This window comes from Sorangium sp. KYC3313 (genome assembly GCF_052075895.1).
In the GTDB taxonomy this organism is placed as follows: domain Bacteria; phylum Myxococcota_A; class Polyangia; order Polyangiales; family Polyangiaceae; genus Sorangium; species Sorangium cellulosum_B.
The window spans coordinates 1,833,456-1,850,689 of record NZ_CP197255.1; the positions used below are offsets into that span (position 1 = coordinate 1,833,456).

Annotated in this window: 15 protein-coding genes; 10 read left to right on the plus strand and 5 right to left on the minus strand. The window is 72.7% G+C overall.

Translation table 11 applies throughout. The features are described from left to right. Positions 1 to 313 precede the first annotated feature (313 nt). The 3 genes from ACSRUE_RS07100 to ACSRUE_RS07110 all read left to right on the plus strand — a co-directional run bounded on the left by ACSRUE_RS07100 (position 314) and on the right by ACSRUE_RS07110 (position 3,141). The gene (locus tag ACSRUE_RS07100; protein WP_441290353.1) at positions 314 to 1,513 is read left to right on the plus strand and encodes an ABC transporter substrate-binding protein; all 1,200 of its coding nucleotides are present in this window, start codon (positions 314 to 316) and stop codon (positions 1,511 to 1,513) included. Positions 1,514 to 1,577: 64 nt separating this feature from the next. Next, the gene (locus ACSRUE_RS07105) at positions 1,578 to 2,462 is read left to right on the plus strand and encodes a branched-chain amino acid ABC transporter permease (protein WP_437763279.1); all 885 of its coding nucleotides are present in this window, start codon (positions 1,578 to 1,580) and stop codon (positions 2,460 to 2,462) included. 112 nt (positions 2,463 to 2,574) lie between these two features. Beyond that, entirely contained in the window at positions 2,575 to 3,141 is a 567-nt protein-coding gene (locus ACSRUE_RS07110) for a hypothetical protein (RefSeq protein ID WP_441290354.1), read from the plus strand. An 11-nt stretch (positions 3,142 to 3,152) separates the two neighbouring features. Here ACSRUE_RS07110 and sdhB read toward each other — a convergent pair whose 3' ends face one another. From sdhB to ACSRUE_RS07125, 3 genes are read right to left on the minus strand one after another with little or no spacing between them, the layout of a single operon-like run. Further along, a complete protein-coding gene (sdhB, locus tag ACSRUE_RS07115; protein WP_441290355.1) occupies positions 3,153 to 3,974 on the minus strand; it encodes a succinate dehydrogenase iron-sulfur subunit in 822 nt (273 codons plus the stop codon). Between the two features lies 1 nt (position 3,975). Beyond that, complete coding sequence (gene sdhA, locus ACSRUE_RS07120; RefSeq protein WP_441290356.1) at positions 3,976 to 6,000, minus strand: succinate dehydrogenase flavoprotein subunit; 2,025 nt, start codon at positions 5,998 to 6,000, stop codon at positions 3,976 to 3,978. A 55-nt stretch (positions 6,001 to 6,055) separates the two neighbouring features. Then, complete coding sequence (locus ACSRUE_RS07125) at positions 6,056 to 6,862, minus strand: succinate dehydrogenase (protein ID WP_441290357.1); 807 nt, start codon at positions 6,860 to 6,862, stop codon at positions 6,056 to 6,058. A 263-nt stretch (positions 6,863 to 7,125) separates the two neighbouring features. Here ACSRUE_RS07125 and ACSRUE_RS07130 point away from each other — a divergent pair, with 263 nt between their 5' ends. From ACSRUE_RS07130 to ACSRUE_RS07150, 5 genes are all read left to right on the plus strand, one after another. Further along, on the plus strand, positions 7,126 to 8,988 hold the full coding sequence (locus tag ACSRUE_RS07130) for a hypothetical protein (protein WP_441290358.1): 1,863 nt from the start codon (positions 7,126 to 7,128) through the stop codon (positions 8,986 to 8,988). Between the two features lie 160 nt (positions 8,989 to 9,148). Next, positions 9,149 to 10,288 carry a hypothetical protein gene (locus ACSRUE_RS07135; protein WP_441290359.1) on the plus strand — a complete coding sequence of 380 codons (1,140 nt, stop codon included), beginning with the start codon at positions 9,149 to 9,151 and terminating at the stop codon, positions 10,286 to 10,288. A gap of 3 nt (positions 10,289 to 10,291) precedes the next feature. Continuing rightward, positions 10,292 to 10,843, plus strand: coding sequence for a tRNA (adenosine(37)-N6)-threonylcarbamoyltransferase complex ATPase subunit type 1 TsaE (gene tsaE, locus ACSRUE_RS07140; RefSeq protein ID WP_441290360.1), 552 nt, complete (start codon positions 10,292 to 10,294; stop codon positions 10,841 to 10,843). A 186-nt stretch (positions 10,844 to 11,029) separates the two neighbouring features. Then, positions 11,030 to 11,830 carry an MlaE family ABC transporter permease gene (locus ACSRUE_RS07145; RefSeq protein WP_441290361.1) on the plus strand — a complete coding sequence of 267 codons (801 nt, stop codon included), beginning with the start codon at positions 11,030 to 11,032 and terminating at the stop codon, positions 11,828 to 11,830. Between the two features lie 325 nt (positions 11,831 to 12,155). After that, positions 12,156 to 13,181 (plus strand): NADP-dependent oxidoreductase, encoded by a 1,026-nt coding sequence (locus ACSRUE_RS07150; protein WP_441293065.1) that lies wholly within the window; start codon positions 12,156 to 12,158, stop codon positions 13,179 to 13,181. 168 nt (positions 13,182 to 13,349) lie between these two features. Here ACSRUE_RS07150 and ACSRUE_RS07155 read toward each other — a convergent pair whose 3' ends face one another. Continuing rightward, entirely contained in the window at positions 13,350 to 14,558 is a 1,209-nt protein-coding gene (locus ACSRUE_RS07155; protein ID WP_441290362.1) for a hypothetical protein, read from the minus strand. A gap of 9 nt (positions 14,559 to 14,567) precedes the next feature. Continuing rightward, positions 14,568 to 15,554 carry an ArsA family ATPase gene (locus ACSRUE_RS07160; RefSeq protein ID WP_441290363.1) on the minus strand — a complete coding sequence of 329 codons (987 nt, stop codon included), beginning with the start codon at positions 15,552 to 15,554 and terminating at the stop codon, positions 14,568 to 14,570. A gap of 78 nt (positions 15,555 to 15,632) precedes the next feature. On the opposite strand from ACSRUE_RS07160, the gene ACSRUE_RS07165 reads away from it, so the two are divergent. Next, a complete protein-coding gene (locus ACSRUE_RS07165) occupies positions 15,633 to 16,400 on the plus strand; it encodes a phosphoadenylyl-sulfate reductase (RefSeq protein WP_441290364.1) in 768 nt (255 codons plus the stop codon). A 129-nt stretch (positions 16,401 to 16,529) separates the two neighbouring features. Next, the gene (locus tag ACSRUE_RS07170) at positions 16,530 to 17,192 is read left to right on the plus strand and encodes an HAD family hydrolase (protein WP_012240903.1); all 663 of its coding nucleotides are present in this window, start codon (positions 16,530 to 16,532) and stop codon (positions 17,190 to 17,192) included. Positions 17,193 to 17,234 lie beyond the last annotated feature (42 nt).

Here is a 17,234-nt window from a genome sequence, read left to right on the forward strand (position 1 = left end):
GCCGCGTTGGCCAGCCGCCATGTGCACCCCGTTGACCAGCCGCCGCATCGGCTAGCCGCCATGCGCGCCGCGTTGGCTGGCCACGGCGCGCGACGCCGCGCGCCACGACGCCGGGCTCGGTCGCCGGAATCCGTGGAAAGTCGAACACTTAAGATGCTCCACGCCGACCGCATCGCGGCCCGACGGTGCTGACGTGCCGCGTAGACAATGGTAGACGCGGTGAGTACACGCGCTCTGAGCCGCTCCGTGGGCGGCCATGGCCACCGCGGGCGATCCCCACGCGAGGCAGCCCGGCGACAGGGAGGACGACGACATGCTCGGACGACGGGGTTTGGTGAAGATGATCGCCGGGGCGCTCGCGCTCAGCGCGATGACGCTCGGTTGCGACAAGAAGAGCGAGGGTTCGGCCGGCAACGCGGCTGAGCAGGCCAAGGACGACGCCGAGTGGAAGGTCGGCGCTTACTTCAGCCTCTCGGGCGAGGAGACGGCGTTCGGCGTCGACTCGAAGGAGGCTATCGATCTCGCGATCGACGAGATCAACAAGGCCGGTGGGGTCAAGGGCAAGCCGATCCACGTCCTCTACGAGGACAACAAGTCGAAGCCCGACGAGGCGACCAACAAGGTCCTGCAGCTCATCGATCGGGATCACGTGCTGGCCCTCCTCGGCGAGGTCGCCTCGTCGCGATCGCGCGCCGGCGGCATCGTCGCCAACAAAAAGAAGGTGCCGATGATCACGCCGTCGTCCACGAATCCGGACGTGACGAAGGTCGGCCCGTTCGTCTTCCGCGCCTGCTTCACGGACGACGTGCAGGGCCAGATGGGCGCGCAGTTCATCGTGAACACGCTCGGCAAGAAGAAGGTGGGGCTCTTCTTCGCCTCCGACGACCTCTACTCGTCGGGCCTCGCCAAGGTCTTCCGCGACGAGGTGAAGCGCCTAGGCGGCGAGATCGTCATGGAGAAGAGCTTCCTCAAGAAGGAGACCAACTTCACGACGTACATCAACGAGCTCAAATCGGCGAACCCCGAGATGATCTACGCGCCGATCTATTACACGAGCATGGCCCCTGTCGCGCGGCAGGCCAAGGCCGCGGGCGTACCAGGGAGCATGTTCGTCGGCAGCGACGGGTGGGACGCGAACGAGCTCCTGCGCGACGCCGCCGAGGAGCTCGACGGCGCGTACTTCACGAACCACTACGCACCGGACGTCCCCTGGCCCAACTCGCAGGCCTTCGTGCAAAAGTACAAGGACCGGTACAACCGCACGCCGTCGAGCATCGCGGCCCAGGCCTACGACGCGGCCAGGCTGCTGGCCGACGCGATGGGCCGCGCGAAGGCGATGACGCCGGACGACATCCGGGCGGCCATCCAGGACACCAAGGGGTTCCAGGGCGCGACGGGCGTCATCACCATCGATGCCGAGCGCAACGCGGACAAGCCGGTCGTCATCGTCCGGATCAAGGACAAGCAGTTTACTTACTACGCGACGGTCAACGAGAAGGCTGCGAAGCAGTAGCGTTCGTCCCCGCGCGCCGGCTCGAATGTGGGGAGCGCGCGGAACGTGCGTTGAAGAGGTCTCCATGGAGAAGATCGTGAATGCCCTGATCACGGGGCTCGCCCAGGGGTCGATGATCGCGCTGGTCGCCCTCGGCTACACGATGGTTTACGGCATCCTCAAGCTCATCAACTTCGCTCATAGCGAGATCTTCATGATGGGCGCCTTCGCCGGGCTCTTCGGGATCGCGGCGTTCGGCGCCGACAGCGCGCCGCTGTTCGCGGGCGTTGCCGGCACCCTCTGCGCGATGGCCTTCGCGGGCGTCCTCGGGGTCCTCGTCGAGAAGGTGGCTTACGCGCCGCTGCGCTCGCGGGGGCGGGGCCTCGCGAACACCCGGATCACGCCGCTGGTCACGGCGCTCGGGATGAGCGTGCTCCTCCAGAACCTGGCGCAGCTCCTCTTCACCGCCCGCTACCGCGGCTATCCGCAGCTCCTGCCGATCGAGAACACACGGCAGGTGATCTTCGTCACCTCGATCCTCGTGATGCTCGGCCTGGAGCTGCTCGTGCGGCGCACCTGGACGGGCAAGGCGATGCGCGCGCTCAGCATGAACGTCGAGGCCGCCCGGCTGATGGGCGTCCGCACGAGCCGCATCATCTCGCTGACCTTCCTCACGGGCTCGATGCTCGCGGCGGTGGGCGCGGTGCTGTACTGCCTCGATCAGTCGCAGGTATACCCCACGATGGGCGTCGTGATCGGCAACCGCGCGTTCGTGGCGGCCGTCATCGGCGGCATCGGCAACATCACGGGCGCCATGCTCGGGGGCATGCTGATCGGGATCATCGGAGAGATGACGAAGCTCACGCCCTACTCCGGCTTGCAGGACGTCCTTGTGTTCGCGGTGCTGATCGGGGTGCTCCTCGTGAAGCCGACGGGGCTTCTCGGCACGACCGGGACCGAGAAGGTGTAAGGCCGCCCTGGCCAGCCGGCCCACGCGCCGCGCTTCCCTCCATCCTCCAGAACGAGCAGGCCACCCTGCCCGCCGGCCCACGCGCCGCGCGTCCTTGCGGTATGCTCGGCGCATGCGACGCCTCGCTCTCGTCGTACCGCTCTCGCTGCTCGCGGCGTGCGCCGCGACGCCCCCCGCCAACTGGGTCCGCGGCGGCGCGCTGCTCGACATCCCCCGCGCGCGCTGGGCGCTCGCCGACCTCACGATCGACGTCATGCCGGACGGCAAGATCCTCGTGAACGGCGAGCACCAGCTCAGCGTCGATCGCGGCGGGCGCGTGTTCGGCCTGGAGGCCGAGCCGGTGGCGCTGCTCGAGGCGGACGGCCGGGTCACCGGCCCGAACGACGATCCGCTGGGCCAGGTCGGCGTGCTGCACGCCTCGCTGCCGCGCCAGGCGAACGCCTGGATCACGGTCGCCGAGGGCGGCGCGGTGATCCGCTACGCCGAGGACGGCGAGCGGGAGCCGCTCGGCGCCTGGATGGGGTGCGAGGCGACGGCGCGGGCGCACCAGGCCTGCACGCTGATCACGCACGTCCTCGGGATGCGCATGGACAAGCTGGCGCGGCCGCGCGCGCCGGACGCGCTGCAGATGGGGCTCGGGAACGGCCTCGGGCTCGCGACGGGGTCGCTGTTTCCGTAGGTCGGGCGCCCCTACTTCAGCAGCCAGCCGAACAGCATGCGCTTCGTCGTGTCGCGAGAGATGGCCGCGAGCGAGTCGACGAGCGGGATCTCCTTCGGGCACACCTCGACGCAGTTCTGCGACTTGCCGCAATCGGTGATCCCACCCTCGCTCATCACCGACTCCAGGCGCTCGCCCTCGTGCATCGCCCCCGAAGGGTGCATGTTGTAGAGCCGCACCAGGTTGATGGCGAAGGCGCCGACGAACTTCGTCCCGTCGCTGTACTGCGGGCACGCCTCGACGCAGCAGCCGCACGTCATGCAGCGGGAGAGCGGATATCGCTCCTGCTGCCGCTCCGGCGACTCGCGCGGACCCGGGCCGAGCTCGTGCGTGCCGTCGATGTCAATCCACGCCCGCACGCGCTTCATGTCCTCGAACATCCGGCTCCGGTCGACGAGCAGGTCGCGCACGAGCGGGAACTTGGACATCGGCTCCAGCGTGATCACCTCGCCCTTCGGCGCGAGCTGGTCGATCAGCGCCGAGCAGGCCTGTCGGACTCGACCGTTGATCACCATCGTGCACGAGCCGCACACCTCCTCCAGACACACCGCCTCCCAGACGACAGGAGCCACCTCCTTGCCGTCCACGGTCCGCGGATCCTTCTGGATCTGCTGCAGCGCGCTGATCACGTTCATCTGCGGCAGGTAGGGGACCTTGAACTCCTCCCAGCGCCGCGACTCCGTCCGATCCGCGGTGTCCTGCCGCCGCACGCGCAGGTGCACAAGCCGGCCCTCGCCCTTCGGCTGCGCCGGCGCCGCCGCCCCGTTCGCCTCGTCTCCGCTCGCCTTGGCCATCCTACACGCTCTTCTGCGACAGCTTCCCTGTCGCTTGCGCGCTCGCCGCGCTCGCCGCGCCCGCCTGCTCGTATTTGCGCTCCCGCGGCGTCACGAGCGACGTGTCCACCGCGTCCGTCACGTGGATCGACTGGCCGGCGCACGCGTAGTCGAACTCGCGGACGAACCTCACCGCGCCCTTCTCCTCGTGGCGCGCCAGCGTGGTGCGCATCCACGCGGCGTCGTTCCGCGCCGGGAACTCCGGCTTGTAGTGCGCCCCGCGCGACTCGTCGCGGTTCCTCGCGCCCTGCGCGATGACCCGCGCGAGCACCAGCATGTTCTCGAGGTGGCGCACGAACTGCGCCCCCTGGTTCACCCGCGGGGCCGTGTCCGTGCACTTGATCCGCCCCGCCCGCTCCTCGAGCTCGCCGAGCTTCTCGAGCACCCGGTCGAGCGTGGCGTTGTCGCGCTCGATCGTGCAGTCGCGCAGCATCGTCTCGCCGAGCTCCTGGTGCAGCCGGTACGCGTTCTCCGGCTGCTTCGCGTCCTGGTTCTGCGTCAGGATGCGCTGGTAGCTCGCCTCGGCGCGCTTCTCGGCCTTGTCGAAGATCGAGCGCGGCAGGTCGAGCGCGCTCCGCTTGATGCTCCGCCGATAGGTCGCCACCGCCGGCCCGCACACCATGCCGGCGTAGATGCACGAGAGCAGCGAGTTGGCGCCGAGCCGGTTGGCCCCGTGGTACTGGTAGTCCACCTCGCCCACCGCGTAGAGGCCCGGGATGCTCGTCGCGTGGTTGCGCGGCGACCCGGCCTTGAGCGAGCCCCGCGCGTCCGCCTCGTAGTCGACCCACAGGCCGCCCATCGAATAATGGACCGCCGGGAAGACCTTCATCGGGTTCTTGTACGGGTCGGTGCCCGCGAACTTCTCGTAGATCTCGAGGATGCCCGCGAGCTTCGACCGGAGGAACTTCTCGTCCTTGTGGGTCAGGTCGAGGTAGACCTCGTTCTCGTTCCGGCCCGTCGCGGCGTTCCAGATGCCGCGCCCCTCGTGGAAGCACGTCTTGAAGATCGCGCGCGCGGCGATGTCACGGGGGACGAGGTTGCCGTAGCCGGGGTACATCCGCTCGAGGAGGTAGTCGCGCTCCTTCTCGGGGATGTCCCGCGGGCTCCGCGCGTCGGTCTTGTCCTTCGGCACCCAGACGCGGCCGCCCTCGCCGCGCGCGCTCTCCGAGATGAGCCGCAGCTTGTCGGCGCCCGGGATCGCCGTCGGGTGCACCTGGATGAACTCGCCGTTCGCGTACACCGCGCCCTGCTGGTAGACCGCCGACGCCGCCGTCCCCGTGCAGATGACGCTCAGCGTGGAGCGGCCGAAGACGATGCCGCAGCCGCCCGTCGCGAGCACGACCGCGTCGCCCGTGAAGGCGCGGATCTGCATCGATTTCAGGTCCTGCGCGACGCAGCCCACGCACGTGCCGGAGTCGTCGAGGATCGCCTCGAGGAAGTCCCAGAACTCGAACTTCCGGACCATCTTCTCGCCCGGGATCGCCACGCCGTGCTCGTCCGTCACGTCGGCGAGCTCGAACCGCCGCACCTGCTCGTCGAGCGCGTAGAGCAGCTGCTGCCCCGTCGTGGCGCCGGCGAACGCCGTGCGGTGGTAGAGCGTGCCGCCGAAGCGGCGGAAGTCGAGCAGACCCTCCGGCGTCCGGTTGAACGGCACGCCCATGCGATCGAGCATGTTCACGATGCCCGGCGCGGCCTCGGCCATCCCCTTGACGGGCGGCTGGTTCGCGAGGAAATCGCCGCCGTACGCCGTCTCCTCGAGGTGCACCTGGGGGCTGTCGCCCTCGCCCTTCGTGTTCACCGAGGCGTTGATGCCGCCCTGCGCGCACACCGAGTGCGAACGCTTCACCGGCACGAGGGAGATCAGGTCGACAGGGACCTTCGCCTCGCACAGCTTGATCACCGTCATCAGGCCGGCGAGCCCGCCCCCGACGACGATCACGCGCCGAACCTTCCCCCCCTCGCTCCTCGTCGTGCTCTTCGCGGCCATGTTCGATCCCGATGCTCCCGCGCCGCTCCCCGGAAGGGCGCGGCCGATACGATGGTCAGTGCGAGGCCGGCGCGCCCACGCCGGCGCCCACAGACGCGCGCGCGGGGACGGTGGAACCGGTCGAGGTCGACGCGATGTCCGCGCACGTGCGGCCCCCCTCGGCCGACGGGCCCGGCGTCCCGGGGAACGGCGCGCCGGTGGCGAAATAGATCACCGTGTTGGCGCCGAACAGGAAGACCACGAGGCCCACCGCGCCGAAGACCACCGCGGCCATCCGCTGCGCCCGGCGCGACACGGTGATCCCCCACGAGAAGCAGAAGCCCCAGAGGCCGTTGGCGAAGTGGAACACGCTCGCCGCGATGCCGAAGAGGTAGACGAGCGCGATCACCGGGACGCCGCCGACGGTCGACGCCATGTCGGCGCACAGCCGCGGGTAGAACTCCTCGGGCGCCATCCGGCCCAGCCACTTCTGCACCCAGTACGACCAGAGGTGGAAGCCGATGAACGCGAAGGCGAGCACCCCCGTGACCCGCTGCAGCGTGTACATCCAGTTGCGCGAGAACGTGTAGCTGCCGACGTTCGGCTTGCCCTCGAGCACCAGCTTGACCCCGTAGAGGGCGTGGAACGCGAGCGGCAGCACGACGAGCCCGATCTCGAGCACGGGCAGGTACGGCATGTGCGAGATCTCGGCGACGGCCGCGTCGAACCGCTCCTGCCCCTGGAGCGCCTTCGCGTTCGTCCAGAAATGGAAGAGCAGGAAACCGCCCACGGGGAGGGCGCCGGTGAGAGAATGCAGCTTGCGCAGGAGAAAGGACCGGCGGCTCTCGTGAAAGAGCGATCTCGCGGGGGTTGCCTCGGACACGCTGACCTCGATGGAAGGCGGGCGCGGCGGGTGTATGGGATGCCCCGGGTGACGTCAAGGTGAACGCAGTCAACAGTTCCCGCCGGTTTTCCGCTGCCTTTGGCGCGTCGAGCGGCGGCGCGGCATCTCGCCCGCGCCGCGGCGCCGCCGGGCAACGTCGGCCACGTCACGCCCGCGCGGCCGCGATCGCGGCAACGGCCCTGCTCGCGCTCGCCGCCGCGACCGCCGGCGCCGGCTGCGGCGCGCAGGACGGCGGAGCGCCGGTGAGCCCGGCGCTGGCCGGGTCGCCCGCGGCCCAGGCCGAGCTGCGCCCCCTCCTCTCGCGCTTCGCGAACGGCGCGCGCGCCGAGCGCATCGCGCTCGAGCCGGAGCTCCTCGCCTTCCGGGGGCGCCACGCCTCCGACGACCTCGCGCGCGTCGCGACCGTCCACCTCGCGTGGATCGCCCTGGAGCGCGGGGACCTGCGCCGCGCCGAGGCGCTCGCGGCCGAGGTCGAGGCGGCGGGGCGGAGCGCGGTCGGAGATCTCGCGCGCGTGATCCGCGGCGCGGCGCTCCGGCGATCCGGCAAGCCGAGGCCCGCCTTCGGGGTGCTGCGCCCGCTGGTGAGCAAGATGATCGACGCGTACGTGCGCGCGCTCCTCAACGAGGAGGTCACCGCCGCCGCGATGGAGGCGGGCGCGTGGACGCAGGCGATCGAGCTGATGAGCGTGTGGCTGCGCGAGGCCGACGACGACCGGCGCGCCGCCGTCCGGGCGCAGATCGGGGCGCAGCTGCGCGAGGTGCCGATCGATCACCTCGTCCGGGCGCTCCGCGCCGGGCGGGCGACCGGCGAGGTCGTGAGCCCGGAGGTCGACCTGCGCTCGCTGCTCGCCGAGCGGCTCGCGATCGTCGCCCGCGAGCGCCGCGACGTGGCGCTCGCGAAGGAGCTGCTCGATCGGGCCGACGCGGCGCTCGGCACCCAGCGCGACGCGATCTTCGAGCTCGCGGCCGGCGCGGGGGCCGCGCGCGTCGAGCCGCCCACGGTCGGCCTGCTGCTGTCGACGCGCACGGCCGCGTCGCGCCGCCGGGGCGTCGAGATCGCCGCCGGCGTGGCGCACGGGCTCGGGCTGCTCCGGCCGGGCGCGGACGCGCGGCTCGTGAGCCGCGACGACGGGGGCGAGGGCAGCGTGGACGAGGCGCTGAACAGCCTCACCGCCGAGGGCGCCGCGGTGCTCATCGCCGGCTCCGATCGGGAGCAGGCGACCGAGGCGGCGAAATTCGCGCGGACGCACGCGATCCCGGTGCTGCTCGTCCACCCGCCGGAGCCGGCGGCGCTGGACGGCGCGTTCGTCTTCGTCGTGGGCGAGGAGCCCGCGAGGAGCATCGAGGTGCTCGCCGCCGCGCTCGCGGAGCGGGGCGCGAAGCCGGTGGCGCTCGTGGGCGGCGACGCCGAGGTCCGGAAGGACGCGGGGGCCGCGCCGCCGGGCGCCGCCGGGGCCGCGACGGCGGGCGCTGCGGGCGCTGCGGGGGCCGCGCCGCCGGGCGCTGCGGGCGCTGCGGGGGCCGCGCTGCTGGCCGAGCATGGCATCGCGCTCGCGCTCCCCTGCGACGGGACCTTCGACACGCGCGCTCTCCGGCCCCCGGCCATCCGCGGGATGGTCCTCGCCGGCGACGCGCGCTGCGCGGACCAGGCGCTCCGCGCGGCTCCCCGCTCGGTGACGATCGCGCTCGCCTTCGAAACGGCCATCGCGCCGCCGCCGGGATCGCTCGTCGCGACGGCGGGGCTCTTCCCGCTCCTCGCGGCGCCCTCCGGCGCGCAGCCTCCGCCGGGCGCGGGCGATCCCAGGGCGACGCCTGCCTCGGGCGCGGCGGCGGCGCTCGCGGCGTGGCTCGCCACCCATCCGTCGCCGCCGAGCTTCTGGGCGGCGCTCGGGCGCGACGCCGGCGTGCTCGCCTGGGCCGGCGTGCAGCGGCTGCCGAAGACGGGCACCGAGGACCCGGCGGAGGTGAAGGCGCGGCGCCTCGCTGCGGCGAGCGCCATGAGCACCGCGACGGCGGAGCTCTGGACGACGGCGGCGGACGGCTTCGGCGGGCGGCGCGTGCTGCCGCGGGTGATCGGCTACCGCGAGAGCGGGAAAGCGCGATGAGCGGGGCGAAAGCGCGGTGAACGACGCGGTGAACGACGCGGTGAACGTGGCCGGCGCCCGGTCAGCGCAGGGCACGACGCGCGAGGCCGCGCGTGGAGACCGTGCCGGCGCGTCGCCCCGGGGCTGCTCCGGCCTGCCGGCGGGCGTAGCATGGCGCCGCATGATCCGCCGAGCCCTCTCCTGTGCCGCCGCCGCCGCGCTCCTGGCGATCGCCCCTGCCGCGCTCGCCGATCGGGTGGCGCTCCTACCGGCGCGAGGGGGCACCGACGAGGCCGCCCGGAGCGCCGCCCAGGCCGAGGTCGCGCGCGGGCTCGCCGCTCTCGGCCACACCACGGCGCCGGACGGCGCGGTCGCGGCCGCGCTCAAGGACGTCGCCGACGGCGTCGCCGACAGCGCGGACGAATTCCGCGCGGTGGGCGCGCGGACGGGCGCGGACTGGGTCCTGACCGGCACCGTCGATCCTGCGGTCACGACCACCCGGGTCGAGCTCACCGCGTACCTCGCCTCGACGGGCCGGGTCGAGTCGGTCGCCAGGGAGGTCGACCGGGATCGATCGGACCAGCAGACGCAGGAGATGCTGGCGGTCCTGCTCCGCCCGGAGGGCATCGGCGCCGGCGAGCTCCCCTGGGAGCGCGCCGCGCGCTCCGCTCCGGCGAGCGCGCCCCCGCCGCCGTCCGCGGGAGGGGCGATCGTGCTGCCCCCGGTGCCCGCGCCGCCGCCAGCGCCGCCCGCGAAGGAGGTGCTGATGGCGTATCCCCTCGGGCCGGAGCGCGTGTGGCCCGCGTACTCGGGCGGGCGCCGGGTCGCCGTGTCCGCGTCGCTCGGGCTGGCCGTCGCGGCGGCGCGCCTCCCGGGCGCGAGCGGCAGCGCGGCCTCGCTGGTCGGGGAGGCGCGCGTGGCCTATGCGCCCGGCGACCGCGGGCTCGAGCTGTTCGCCGGCGGCGGCGGCAACCTGGCCGGCCCCTTCGCCGGCTGGATCGAGGGCGGCGCGCGCCTGCTGCTGACGCCCAGCCTGACGCCGCACGACGGGGCGTGGCGCGCGTTCCCGCTCCACCTCGGCCCGTCGCTCCGCGCGGGCGCGTTCTTCAGGTCCGCCCCCGGCGCCGTGGGCCCCGATCTCACGACGTACCACGGCGATCTCGAGGTCCACCCGGTGCTCGGGGCGTCGCTCGACGTCGCGCTCGCGCTGAGCCCCTCGGTGCAGCTCGAGGCCCAGCTCGGCAACCTCCGGTGGGTTCCCACGGGGGACGGCTCCCTGTTGCTGGTCGGCGCGACGCTCGGCGCCGGGGCCCGGTTCTGACGCATGCGCATCGAGCTGCCGAGCCGCCGCAGCACCATCCGCCTGGCGCGGGCGCTCGCCGCGCGCCTCGCGGGCGGCGATCTGGTCGTCCTCGCCGGCGATCTCGGCGCCGGGAAGACGTTCTTCGCCCGCGCCCTCTGCCGGGCGCTCGGCGTCCCGCCGGCGCTCCCGATCACCAGCCCGACGTTCACGCTGGTCCACGAGCACGAGGGCCGGGTCCCGATCGCGCACGCCGACGCCTACCGCCTCGGGGGCGCGTCCTCCGCGGAGGGCGCGCGCGACGGCGCGGCCGCGGAGCTCGCCCAGCTCGGGCTGCGCGAGCGCCGCGCGGAGGGCGCGCTCGTCGTGGTGGAGTGGGGCGAGCCGTTCGTGGAGGCGCTCGGGGGCGACGCGCTCCTGATCCACCTCGCCGCCCCCGAGGACCCGGCCGCGCCCGGCCGCGCCGCCGAGATCAGGGCGACCGGCGCGCGGAGCGGCGAGGTGCTCGCGGCGCTGGAGGACGAGCTGCGGCGCGGCGCCGTCGGATCGCGGGGAGCCGGGCCGAGCGCTGCGTGAAGCGCGTCGAGCGGCCGGCGCCTGGCGAGGGCGAGCGGGGATCGCTGCGCCTTCGGGCGGGCTCGACCGGCGGCTCGATCCACGCGCCGGCGCGAAGCGCGCGTCGCAGCGCGGGCGAGCGGGCGCGCGGGGTCGTCGCGAGCCCGGCCCCGTGCGCGGCGGCGTTGCGTGGTACAAGAGCGCACCGTGAAGGAAGGCGCTGAGATCAGCCGCGGCCAGCTGCTCGACAGGGCGCTGGAGCCGGTCCTCGCGTTCCTCGACAACATCGGCAACATCGTCACGCTCACCTTCCAGACGATCGTCTGGCTCGTGCGCCCGCCGTTCCGCCCCGCCCAGTTCCTCGCGGCGATGGACTTCATGGGCGCGCAGTCGGTCTTCATCGTCGGCCTGACCGGCGTCTTCAGCGGCATGGTCGTCACGCTGCAGACGTCCTACGCGCTGCGCGCGTTCAGCGCCGAGGGCCGCGTCGGCGGCCTCGTCGCGGTCTCGCTGGCCCGCGAGCTCGCGCCGGTCTTCTCCGCGATCATGGTCACCGCCCGCGCCGGCAGCGCGATGGCCGCGGAGCTCGGCAACATGCGCGTCACCGAGCAGATCGACGCCATCGCGACGATGGGCGTGAGCCCCGTGCAATACCTGCTCTCGCCCCGGCTCTTCGCCGCGACGGTGATGCTGCCGCTGCTCTGCATCCTGTACACGAGCGTCGGCATGTGCGGCTCGTACCTCGTCGCCGTGCTCTGGCTCGGCGGCGACGAGGGCGCGTTCTTCCAGAGCATCCGCGACTTCGCCCTCCCCAAGGACATCTCCATGGGGCTCATCAAGGCGTGCGTCTTCGGCTTCATCGTCTCGTCGGTCTCGTGCCGCCACGGCTTCTACGCCTCGGGCGGCGCGCGCGGCGTCGGCGTCGCGACCACGCGCGCGGTCGTCGAGAGCTGCGTCACCGTGCTCGTCACGAACTACATCCTGACGCAGCTCCTGCTCGACATGTGAGCCGCGACGGCGCGCGGTTCGACGCGGCCGCTCGCGCCCTCGCGGCCGCTCGAGCCCTGGCTCGCGTGGTTCCCGCTCGGCGCGCAGACCATGACGGTCGGCGAGCGTGCCGGCGCTCGAGGCGCCCTCGCCGGGGCCCTGCCGCCCGTCCTCGCCGCTGCTCGAGGGGCACGACGCGCCCGGCATCCGCTCTGGATCACGTCGACTGAACCGCTGGCATGCGAGCTCAACTCGCCACCGGCACCCACACGTCCTCGGCTGGCACCTCTTCCGTCGAGCCGGGTTGCACCTTCCGGTGGAGCCCCCGGGCGACTAGCTACGCATGATGAGCACCTCGTCCCTCTCCAACCGCCGCTACATCCTGAAGGCGCGCCCCGAGGGCCCGCCGGACCGCAGCCATTTCGAGCTCCACGAGGCGCCGGTCCGGGAACCTGGCGACCGCGAAGTCCTCGTCCGCGCGCGCTACCTGTCCGTCGATCCGACGAACCGGATCTGGATGAGCGACATGAAGCAGTACATGCCGCCGGTGAACCAGGGCGAGGTGATGCGCGCGCTCGGCGTCGGCGTCGTCGAGCGCTCCCGTCACCCCGACTATGGCGCAGGAGACCTCGTCTCCGGCCTCCTCGGCTGGCAGGACTACAACGTCGCGGCTCCCGGCGACCTCGCCCTCACGCGCTTGCCCGCGCTGGACGTCCCGCTCGGCGCCTTCCTCTGCCCACTTCACGTGACCGGCGGCTTCACCGCGTACGTCGGCCTCTTCGATATCGCGCAGCCGAGGCCGGGCGAGACCATCGTCGTGTCCGCCGCCGCCGGCTCCGTGGGCTCCCTGGTCGGCCAGATGGGGAAGATCGCGGGCTGTCGCGTGGTGGGCATCGCCGGCAGCGACGCCGGGTGCCGCTATGTGACCGAGGAGCTCGGCTTCGACGCCTGCATCAATTACCGCACCGAGGATGTCGCGGCGGCGCTCGACCGCGCCTGTCCGGACGGCGTCGACATCGATTTCGAGAACGCAGGCGGCGACATCCTGGACGCCGTGCTCGACAAGATGAACCTCTTCGGAAGGGTCACGCTCTGCGGCCTCATCTCGACGTACAACGACAAGCAGCCCCGCCCGGGCCCCGTGCGCTTCCCGCTCATCCTGATGCAGCGGCTCCGGGTGCAAGGCTTCGTCATCACCGATCATCAAGCGCGCTTCCCCGAGGCCTTCGAGAAGATCCACGGCTGGATCAAGGAGGGCAGGATCACCTGGCGCGAGCGCGTGGTGGAGGGCCTCGAGAACGCCCCGGATGCGCTCGCGATGCTCTTCCAGCCGAACAAGATCGGAAAGCTGCTGATCAAGGTCTCCGACTAGTCAGCCAGGCCGGCGCACGCCCATGTCGACGAGGCGGTGCAGGACCTCATCCCTGAAGTACGGGAGCTCGGCGGCGTGGTCGATGAAGCAGAGGGCCAGGCCGCGGGCCCCGGCGAGCTCCCTCCCCGGGGCCGGTCAGCTCGGCGAGATCTCGAGCTCACCAGGAAGCTACCGCAGCACCCCCGGTGGATCCGGCTCCCGCAGCGCGATCAGCGCCGGCGAGAACTGCACCGGGTACCTCGCCGGCGCGCGCAGGAGCGCCACCGCGTCCGGCAGCAGCTGGCGCGCCGCCAGGGAGCGCTCGCGCCCGGCGCTCGCCGGCTCGGGCGACTCGAGCGCGCGTCCGCCGCGCATCGCCGCGCGCGCGAGCGGGGCGAGCCTCGCGACCCCGAGCGCGCGCGGCGCCAGCATCCGCTCGTGCGCGAGGTGGATCACGTCGAAGGCCGCGCGCCCCGCCTCGTCGAAGTAGCGCGCCACCATCTTCCGCCCCGCGATCACGTCGCCGCGATCGCTCGTGCCCTGCCGGAGCGCCCACGCGCCCGCCTCCTCGAGCGCCACGAGCTCGCAGCGCGCCGCCGGCAGCCCCTCGACGGCCTCCCCGAGCCCCGACGCGACCCAGCCGCCCGCGCGCGTGCCCACGCGCCTCGCCTCGAGCAGCAGCGCCTCCTCGTCGTCGCCCCCGAGGTCGACCATCCGATCGGCGTACCAGGGCCAGCTGCCCTCGAGCGGGGACGGCGGCGGCGCCAGCTCGCCGAGGTCGATCCCCGCCTCACCGCGGAACGGGACGCCGAGCGCCGTGGCCGCGAGCGCGCTCGTCGTCGCCACGGCGCCGCCCACGTGCGCCGCGCGGGCGAGCGCGAGCGCCTCGTCGGCGAACGGCACGCTCGCCGACGACCCGTCGACGATGTCGCCGCCGCCGGCCGCGATGTGGAGCCGCGCGGCCCGCGTCGCCGCGGCCGTGCCGCGGCGGAGCGCCGGCGCGAGCAGCGCGCCCACGAGCAGCGCCTCGACGAACGGCCCCTCCACCGAGGCGACGGGCGTTCCCGGGAAGGCGATCGTCCCGTCGGGCATCGCGTCGATGTCGACCGAGAGCGGCGCGCCGGCGAGCCGCTCCTCGAGCGCGTCGCTCAGGCCGCACGCCGCGCGCGCCGCGGAGACCGCCGCCGCGTCGAAGCGCGCGCCGTCCACCGCGAGCGCCTCGAGCGCCGCCTCGAAGCCGGCGACCACGAGGAAGCCCGTGTGGGCCGGCATCGCGGTGAAGGAGAGCTCGAAGCTCGCGCGCCGATCGGCGACCCCCGCGTGGACGAGGCGATCGGCGTCGAGCAGCGCGCGTCCGTCGCGGAGCAGCGGGCTCGCTCGCAGCAGGGCCGCCGGCATCCGCCCCGCTCAGAGCCGCTCGGCCAGCATCCGCGTGCCGGCGACCGTCGAGGCCTCGTCGAAGAGGAACGGCAGCATCACGGTGGGCAGGTCGATATCGCGGCGCAGCCGGGCCAGGCTCTCGCGCTGCACCGACTCGCGCATCGCCCGCCGCGCGCCGGCCACGAAGGCGCTCTCGACGGTGTCCGCGGCGCGCGCCGGCGCCTGGATGTCGAGGCGCGTCGGGTCGACCAGGAGGGCCCGATGCTCCTCGGGCGAGAACAGCGCCGGCAGCACGCCGTTGATGATCACCCGGTGGACGGGCAGGCCAAGGTCGCCCCGGACCTCCGCCACGAGCTCGACGGTCTCGGTCGCCGGCATCTCCTCCGGGAGCGTCACGACGACGACCCCGCTCCGCGCGGGATCCCTGAACATCGCCCACGCCGCCTCGGCGTCCCGGCGCAGGATGCCCGGCGGCGCCACGTCGAGGATCACCTTCGGCACCCGCAGCATGTCCACCCCGTGCCCCGTCGCGGGCGCGTCGAGCAGGACCACGTCGAAGCGGTTCGAGCCGTCCGGGAGCAGCTCCGTCGTGTGGAACCACGCCTTGCCGAGCATCGCCCACTCGAACAGCCCGGGCACCGCGCGGAAGAAGGTGCGCGTGTACTTGTTGTCGAAGACGAGATCGGCCGCGGCGCGCATCTTCAGGACCATCTCGCCGTACTCCCGGAGGGCCCTGTCCGGCGAGATGTTCACCGCCGACACGCGCTCGGCGACCTGGATGACCTCCGGGCCGATCGGCTTCGAGCCGAGGATGGCGGAGAGCCGCTCCTTCGTGTGGCACATCGCGACGAGGACGCGCTTGCCGCGGGCGGCGAAGGCGAGGGCGAGGGCGCCGGAGATCGTCGTCTTCCCGACGCCTCCCTTGCCGGTCACGAACAGGAAGCGCCGGCGCTCGAGCTCCGGCAGGTCATGGCCGAGCCCGCCCGCTTCTGAGGCTTGATGGACGCTGATCATTCCTCGCCAGCGGAGTTACGCGCAAGCTCAGGCGAAGGCAACCCGGATCAAGGAAACGGGCTCTGCTATGCAGAGCTCATGCGCATCACCGAGCGACACCTCGAACCGCTGAACCGACGCTTCCAGGGCGCGTCGCCCGTCGAGCTCCTCCGCTTCGTCCGCGAGTCCTTCGGCCCGCGCGCGGCCATCATGAGCAGCATGCAGCGCGCCGGGACCGCGCTCTGCCACATGGCCGACCGCGCCGGGCTCTCCTTCGACGTGGTCTTCGTCGACACCGGCGTGCTCCACGCCGAGACGCTCGCCACGCGCGACGAGCTCACGCGGACCCACCCGAACCTGCGCGTCGTCACGCTCTCGCCCGAGCGCACCTTCGCGCAGCAGACGCGCGACGAAGGGCTGCTCTACCTCTCGAAGGAGGGCCAGGAGCGCTGCTGCGACCTCCGCAAATCGGCCCCGCTCAGCGCCATCCGGGGCCGCTACGACGCGCTCGTCGCGGCGCTGCGGCGGGGCGAGGGCGGCGCCCGCGCCAAGGTCGCGCCGTTCGGCCTCGACCCCGCGAACAACACGCTCCGCGTCCACCCCTTCGCGTCGCTGACCGGCGAGGAGCTCGACGCGTACTTCGCCGCGCACGAGGACGCGCTCGAGAACCCGCTGCACGCGATGGGCTTCCGCACCATCGGCTGCTTCCCCTGCACGACCCCGGTCCTGCCCGACGAGCCCGAGCGCGCCGGGCGCTGGCGCCACCTGGCGAGCGTCGAGTACTGCGGGATCAACCCCGTGGACCGGGGAGACACCGACGGCGGCGTCGATCTCGACGACCGGTACGAGCGCCTGTTCGCCGCGTGACCGCCCGACGACCTGCGCGATCACGCCGACGCGGCGTGGCACCTCGACGCGGCGTGACGATCGCCTGCGAACACCGGTTCGCGGCAGCTCGATCTTGACTCAAACGGCATGCAGGGAGATTTGCCCCGCATGCCGGCGAGCTACTTCGACGTAGACGGCACCCTGGTCACGACGAACCTCGTGCACCCGACGGTGTTCTACATGCTGAACCAGCCGACGCCGATGCACAGCCTGGCGAAGCTCGGCCGCGCGATCGTGAAGGCGCCGTGGATGGCGATGGCGGAGCTCCAGGATCGGCGCCTCTTCAACGAGCTGCTCTTCAGCTCGTTCGAGGGCGTCTCCGAGGATCGCCTCGTGGCGCTCGCGGAGGAGGCGTTCGCGAAGGTGCTCAAGCCGGCGATCTACGCGAAGGCGCGGGACCTCGTGAAGTGCAGCCTCGACAAGGGGCACGACGTCGTCCTCGTCTCCGGCGCGCTGGATTTCCTGATGCAGCTGCTCGCCGATCACCTCGGCGCGACGGGCATCATCGCGAACCGCCTCGAGGTGAAGGATCGGTTCGCGACGGGCAAGCTCCTGCGCCCGGTGGTGGCCGGGCCCGAGAAGGCGCGGCTCATCCGCGAGCACGCCCACGCCCACGGGCACGACCTCGACGAGTGCTTCGCGTACTCGGACAGCTACTCGGACGTCCCGATGCTCTCGGTCGTCGGCTACCCGGCGGCGGTGAACCCGGACCGCAAGCTCAAGATGCTGGCGCAGGCGTACCACTGGCCGATCCTCCACCTCGCCGCATGACCCCTGCCTCCCCGCCGGCGGCGGGAGGCCACCACCAGCCCA

Excerpts from the sequence above, each read along its gene's own strand:
- ACSRUE_RS07100 (WP_441290353.1), top strand. The coding sequence starts at position 314 with ATGCTCGGACGACGGGGTTTGGTGAAGATGATCGCCGGGGCGCTCGCG.
- ACSRUE_RS07105 (WP_437763279.1), top strand. The coding sequence starts at position 1,578 with ATGGAGAAGATCGTGAATGCCCTGATCACGGGGCTCGCCCAGGGGTCG.
- ACSRUE_RS07110 (WP_441290354.1), top strand. The coding sequence starts at position 2,575 with ATGCGACGCCTCGCTCTCGTCGTACCGCTCTCGCTGCTCGCGGCGTGC.
- sdhB (WP_441290355.1), bottom strand. The coding sequence starts at position 3,974 with ATGGCCAAGGCGAGCGGAGACGAGGCGAACGGGGCGGCGGCGCCGGCG.
- sdhA (WP_441290356.1), bottom strand. The coding sequence starts at position 6,000 with ATGGCCGCGAAGAGCACGACGAGGAGCGAGGGGGGGAAGGTTCGGCGC.
- ACSRUE_RS07135 (WP_441290359.1), top strand. The coding sequence starts at position 9,149 with ATGATCCGCCGAGCCCTCTCCTGTGCCGCCGCCGCCGCGCTCCTGGCG.
- tsaE (WP_441290360.1), top strand. The coding sequence starts at position 10,292 with ATGCGCATCGAGCTGCCGAGCCGCCGCAGCACCATCCGCCTGGCGCGG.
- ACSRUE_RS07150 (WP_441293065.1), top strand. The coding sequence starts at position 12,156 with ATGAGCACCTCGTCCCTCTCCAACCGCCGCTACATCCTGAAGGCGCGC.
- ACSRUE_RS07155 (WP_441290362.1), bottom strand. The coding sequence starts at position 14,558 with ATGCCGGCGGCCCTGCTGCGAGCGAGCCCGCTGCTCCGCGACGGACGC.
- ACSRUE_RS07160 (WP_441290363.1), bottom strand. The coding sequence starts at position 15,554 with ATGATCAGCGTCCATCAAGCCTCAGAAGCGGGCGGGCTCGGCCATGAC.
- ACSRUE_RS07165 (WP_441290364.1), top strand. The coding sequence starts at position 15,633 with ATGCGCATCACCGAGCGACACCTCGAACCGCTGAACCGACGCTTCCAG.
- ACSRUE_RS07170 (WP_012240903.1), top strand. The coding sequence starts at position 16,530 with ATGCCGGCGAGCTACTTCGACGTAGACGGCACCCTGGTCACGACGAAC.